Raw genomic sequence first — 4,743 nt, forward strand, 5'->3', positions numbered from 1 at the left:
AGTGGGGGAAATTTAGGCACTTTTTCCCTGAAAATTAGGTAATTGGCCACCTCAAAACTGGTAAAACCCCACACCCCACACCCCACACCCCACACCCTACCCCCACGAAAAACTTTTTGCCGCAAACCCTAGTTAATCTTTGGAGAGAATTAAATGATTTTTCTCCGTTAATTTTGCCATCCAACCCGGTTCAATCACAATCGTGCTGATTTTTTCGATAATAATTGCAGGTCCGGCCAGACAATCAAAAGGTTGCAGATCTGAACGCTGATAAATTGGCGTTTCTCGCCATTGATTAGCCATAAAAACCGCTACTCGATCGAGGATAGGAGGTAATTCTCCCATCGGACGGGAGCGAGTTAAAATTGCTTCTTTGGGACTGTCCATAGTCTGGATCAATTCCACGGCAATCGACTCAACAATTAAAGCTTTTTGTTCTTGCTTAAACCCATAACGTCTTTGATGTTCCCGTTCAAAATCCTGACGCATTTGATCGCTAAAATTAACCGCTAAAGTGGCATCACTGCCTTGATATTTTAAACTAACTTGCTGCCGCACCTGATTATAATCCTCTAATTCCCGACCCGCTAAAACTTCTAATTCGTTCATTTCCGTGAGCAACTGCCCGATTAAATCGGCATTTAACGGCTGTTCGATCGCTTTTTCTTTAATTACCCTCAAATCGGCCAAACCCATGCCGTAGGCGCTTAAAACCCCGGCATAGGGATGGAGAAAAATACTTTTCATTCCCAGAGTATCGGCAATTAAACAGGCCACTTGACCCCCGGCACCGCCAAAGGTACAAAGAGTATAATCACTGAGATCATAACCCTTTTGTAGAGAGATTTTTTTAATCGCATTAGCCATATTTTCTACGGCAATTTGAATAAACCCCGCAGCCAGCAGTTCAGGACTATTATTACCCCCCATTGTTGCCACCAATTCTTGAAACTTTGTCAGCACAATCTCTCTATCTAGGGGTAAATTTCCCTCTTGTCCAAAAATAGCGGGAAAATAGGCAGCTTGAATTTTTCCTAACAAAACATTAGCATCGGTAATTGTTAATGGTCCACCCCGTCGATAACAGGCAGGTCCCGGATTAGCTCCGGCACTTTCTGGTCCGACCCGAAAACGATAACCATCATAGACTAAAATCGAACCCCCACCAGCGGCCACGGTGTGAATACTTAACATCGGCGCTCGCATTCTTACGCCAGCAATTTCGTTATCTGTTTGGCGCTCGTATTCCCCTTGAAAATGAGAAACATCGGTGCTAGTTCCTCCCATATCAAAACTGATAATTTTACTAAATCCCGCCCTTAAACTGGTTTGTACTGCCCCGACTATTCCCCCCGCAGGACCAGATAAAATGCTATCTTTACCCTGAAATTTATCGGCGGTGACTAAACCGCCATCGGATTTCATAAATAACAAGCTAGTTTTCGGTAATTGCTGGCTAATACTATCAACATAGCGGCGTAAAATTGGCGATAAATAGGCAGAGACTACCGTGGTATCTCCCCGGGATACCAGTTTCATTAAAGGACTGACTTGATGGGAAATGGCTAGATGAGTAAAGCCGATTTCTTCGGCAATGGCTGCCACTTGTTTTTCGTGGTCAGGATAACGATAACCGTGCATAAAAACAATCGCACAACTTCGGATACCCGCTTGATAAACTGGTATTAAATCGGCTTTAACTTGGGCGGGATTAACGGCGATTAATTCTTGTCCTTGACTATCGTAGCGTTCGGCCACTTCGATAACTTGTTCGTATAATAAAGAAGGAAGAATAATTTGACGGGCAAAAATATCGGGGCGATTTTGATAGCCAATTCTCAAGGCATCTTTAAAACCTTTGGTGATTAACAAAACCGTGCGCTCTCCTTTTCTTTCTAACAGCGCATTGGTGGCTACCGTTGTTCCCATTTTAATCACTTCGATGTTATCTAGGGAACCGCTAATATCTTTGATCCCTTGAATGACTGCATCTGGGTATTTTTCGGGATTTTCCGAGAGCAGTTTATAGAGAACAATCCACTGTTGATCGGCAAGGGGAACAATCAGAAATCTAGCGGCATCTCTAGCTAGTCGTTCAATAATTTCTGGTTGATCGATTATCGCCACGATATCGGTAAAAGTTCCCCCTCGATCGATAAAAAATTTTAACATAATCCCTTCCAGTTCTCAGAATCAATGAACAATTGCGCCTAATCCTTTTAAAATAAACTAGATTGATTTATCTGAGTAAGCAAAATGTCCACAGGAATCGCTATCTTAGGGGTAGGACGTTGGGGAGTCCATTTCGTCCGTCATTTTTCTCAACATCCCTCAGCACAAGTAGTGGCGATCGTTGACTCCTCCCCTGAAAAACTTCATCTCTGTCGCGATCAATTTAATCTCGATACTAATAAGGTTATTTTAGCCAATGACTGGGAATCAATTCGTCTTCACCCCGAAATCTCGGCTGTAGTCGTCGTTACTCCCGCCATCAGTCATTATCCCCTGATTAAAGATGCTCTTAATTTAGGTTATCACGTCCTCGCCGAAAAACCCTTAACCCTCAATCCCCAAGAATGTGGCGAATTAACAGCATTAGCGGCGAAAAAACAGCGTATTTTATTAGTTGATCATACCTATCTTTTTCATCCGGCCGTTATCACCGGACAAAAAGTCCTGCAATCCGGGGGTATCGGTAAACCTCTTTATGGTTATGCCACTCGCACCCACTTAGGTCCCGTCCGTCAGGATGTGTCCGCTTTGTGGGATCTAGCTATTCACGATATCTCGATTTTTAATCATTGGCTAAATAGTACACCAGTATTAGTTCAGGCGAGGGGAACCTTCTGGCTACAACCTCATCTAGCCGATTTAGTCTGGTTAACCCTGATCTATGGCGATGGTTTTCAAGCGACTATTCACCTTTGTTGGTTGAATCCCGATAAACAGCGACGTTTAGGGATAGTTGGCAGCGAAGGGACTTTAATTTTCAATGAATTAGACTCTCGATCGCCTTTAACCCGACAAAAGGGCCATTTTGAGCGTCAGGAAGCCTATTTTATTCCCCGGGGACAGGAGACGGAATCTATCCCTATTGCCGATGGTGAACCCCTGAAAGCATTGTGCGAACATTTTTTAGAGTCGGTGGCTACGGGTGTCGATTCTCCTGTATCTTCGGGATCGGTAGGGACGGAATTAGTCAAAATCCTCCAGGCAGCAGAATTATCTCTAGCCAGAGGTGGAGAAATCCTGCGCTTAGAATAGGTAAAAATGGGATCGATAGGTAGGGTCTGCTGAAAAAGTTTTTCGTGGGTGTGGGGTGTGGGGTGTGGGGTGTGGGGTGTGAAGTATAACCTGATTTGCTATTGACGAGGAGTTTGTACGGCGTTAGATTTATTAGAGGTTTTCTTAATTTGTACCCAGTAAGGGGGTATCGGAAATTCTGTTAATCCTTCCTGCAGCACAGGTTATGGCTTTTTGTCAATGGGGAAGTCCAGAACCCGATCGGTGCGTAGCGCGCTCGATCGCTAACGGCTCAAATCAGCGACGGCATTAGAAAGCAAGCTCGGCAGCGACGAATTGCGACCGTCCGCTGCCACGCAGTGTTAGCTGGTGGTTCAAGGAAATAACTCAAAGTAATCGCAGTGACTTGGACGAATAATCGAAAAATCTCGGCGATCAAGTGTGTAAACGCGAGTAATAGTAAGCCTTTCAGCTATGGCAATGATCGCTGCATCTGTAAAGTCAAGCTGATTGTCAGCATATTGTTCCAATATCTCATGCACTCGTACCAAGTCTTCTGGGATTACAGGTTCAACTTGAACCGCATCAGGTGTCATACTGGATACAAAACGGCGCATTGCTTGGTGGCCCAATCTTGATGCAATCAGATAGCAGACCTCAGGCAGGACAACGACAGGTAGAACCAATGGCTCATTCACGCTTTGAGCAATAGCCAACACCCGTTGATGATTGCGATCGCCCTGATCGGTCAAGGCAAACAAAAAACTGGTGTCAAGTATCGCCGTCATACTGAATTGCTTGGCTTAAGATTCCAGCCGGACACCGGATCAATCTCATTGCCTAGAATCTCTTCATCACGTTCTGAAATATCCTGTTGACCAGAGTTGCCTAAACCTGCAACTGCAAGCAGAAAACTAGAAGAATGAGTGGTCAGTTCTCTTTGATAGGCTGCTTTATAGCGAAGATAGTCAAGAAAATTAGACAGTTCCACTAAAGCCTCATCAGGGAGAGCCTTGACTGCTTCAATTAGCGGTTGCCGTTCTATAATGCTTCTATCCATTACTAAATCTTAGATTAGGACTTCTCCTATTTTACTCCTCAACTCAACGAACAGGCTCACTTACTAACTATCACAGCAGGTAACACCTGAATACAGTCCGCACAAATTGGCATGAAGTCAAAGATCACAGTTGGGGGTCTGCCGTTAACCTAACCCACCAGAGCGGCGTACTGCTACGCAGTGCCTTCGGCATCGCACTTAAATCCCACATTCCGCACCCTCAACTGTCACATTGAAAATTTTATCTAAATCGTCAAAACGATTGCCGGCTCTGAATTACAGGCTAATTTGTTTGCCCAGCAGACGCACAATTAGCCCTAAAAATCTGATAGCTCTGATACCAAATTATTGAGATCAACTCTCATTCAGCTGGCGATCGCTTAAATATGAGCATCGTTTACACGATATATGCCAGAATGTGGAATATGGAAAAAGCCTAT

At 44.3% G+C, this 4,743-nt stretch carries 4 protein-coding genes; 1 reads left to right on the top strand and 3 read right to left on the bottom strand.

Annotated elements, in window-relative coordinates:
• Nucleotides 1-132 precede the first annotated feature (132 nt).
• Nucleotides 133-2,172 (bottom strand): hydantoinase/oxoprolinase family protein, encoded by a 2,040-nt coding sequence (locus PX481_RS09365; protein ID WP_288094469.1) that lies wholly within the window; start codon nucleotides 2,170-2,172, stop codon nucleotides 133-135.
• An 84-nt stretch (nucleotides 2,173-2,256) separates the two neighbouring features.
• Between PX481_RS09365 and PX481_RS09370 the strand changes: the two genes are divergently transcribed.
• The gene (locus tag PX481_RS09370; RefSeq protein ID WP_288094470.1) at nucleotides 2,257-3,264 is read left to right on the top strand and encodes a Gfo/Idh/MocA family protein; all 1,008 of its coding nucleotides are present in this window, start codon (nucleotides 2,257-2,259) and stop codon (nucleotides 3,262-3,264) included.
• A gap of 353 nt (nucleotides 3,265-3,617) precedes the next feature.
• Here PX481_RS09370 and PX481_RS09375 read toward each other — a convergent pair whose 3' ends face one another.
• Together PX481_RS09375 and PX481_RS09380 are read right to left on the bottom strand one after the other, a co-directional pair.
• The gene (locus PX481_RS09375; RefSeq protein ID WP_002758126.1) at nucleotides 3,618-4,031 is read right to left on the bottom strand and encodes a type II toxin-antitoxin system VapC family toxin; all 414 of its coding nucleotides are present in this window, start codon (nucleotides 4,029-4,031) and stop codon (nucleotides 3,618-3,620) included.
• The gene (locus PX481_RS09380) at nucleotides 4,028-4,303 is read right to left on the bottom strand and encodes a hypothetical protein (protein ID WP_002758127.1); all 276 of its coding nucleotides are present in this window, start codon (nucleotides 4,301-4,303) and stop codon (nucleotides 4,028-4,030) included. Before PX481_RS09380 ends, PX481_RS09375 begins: the two co-directional genes overlap by 4 nt.
• Nucleotides 4,304-4,743: the final 440 nt, after the last annotated feature.

It is taken from the genome of Microcystis sp. M53603_WE2, from assembly GCF_030065435.1.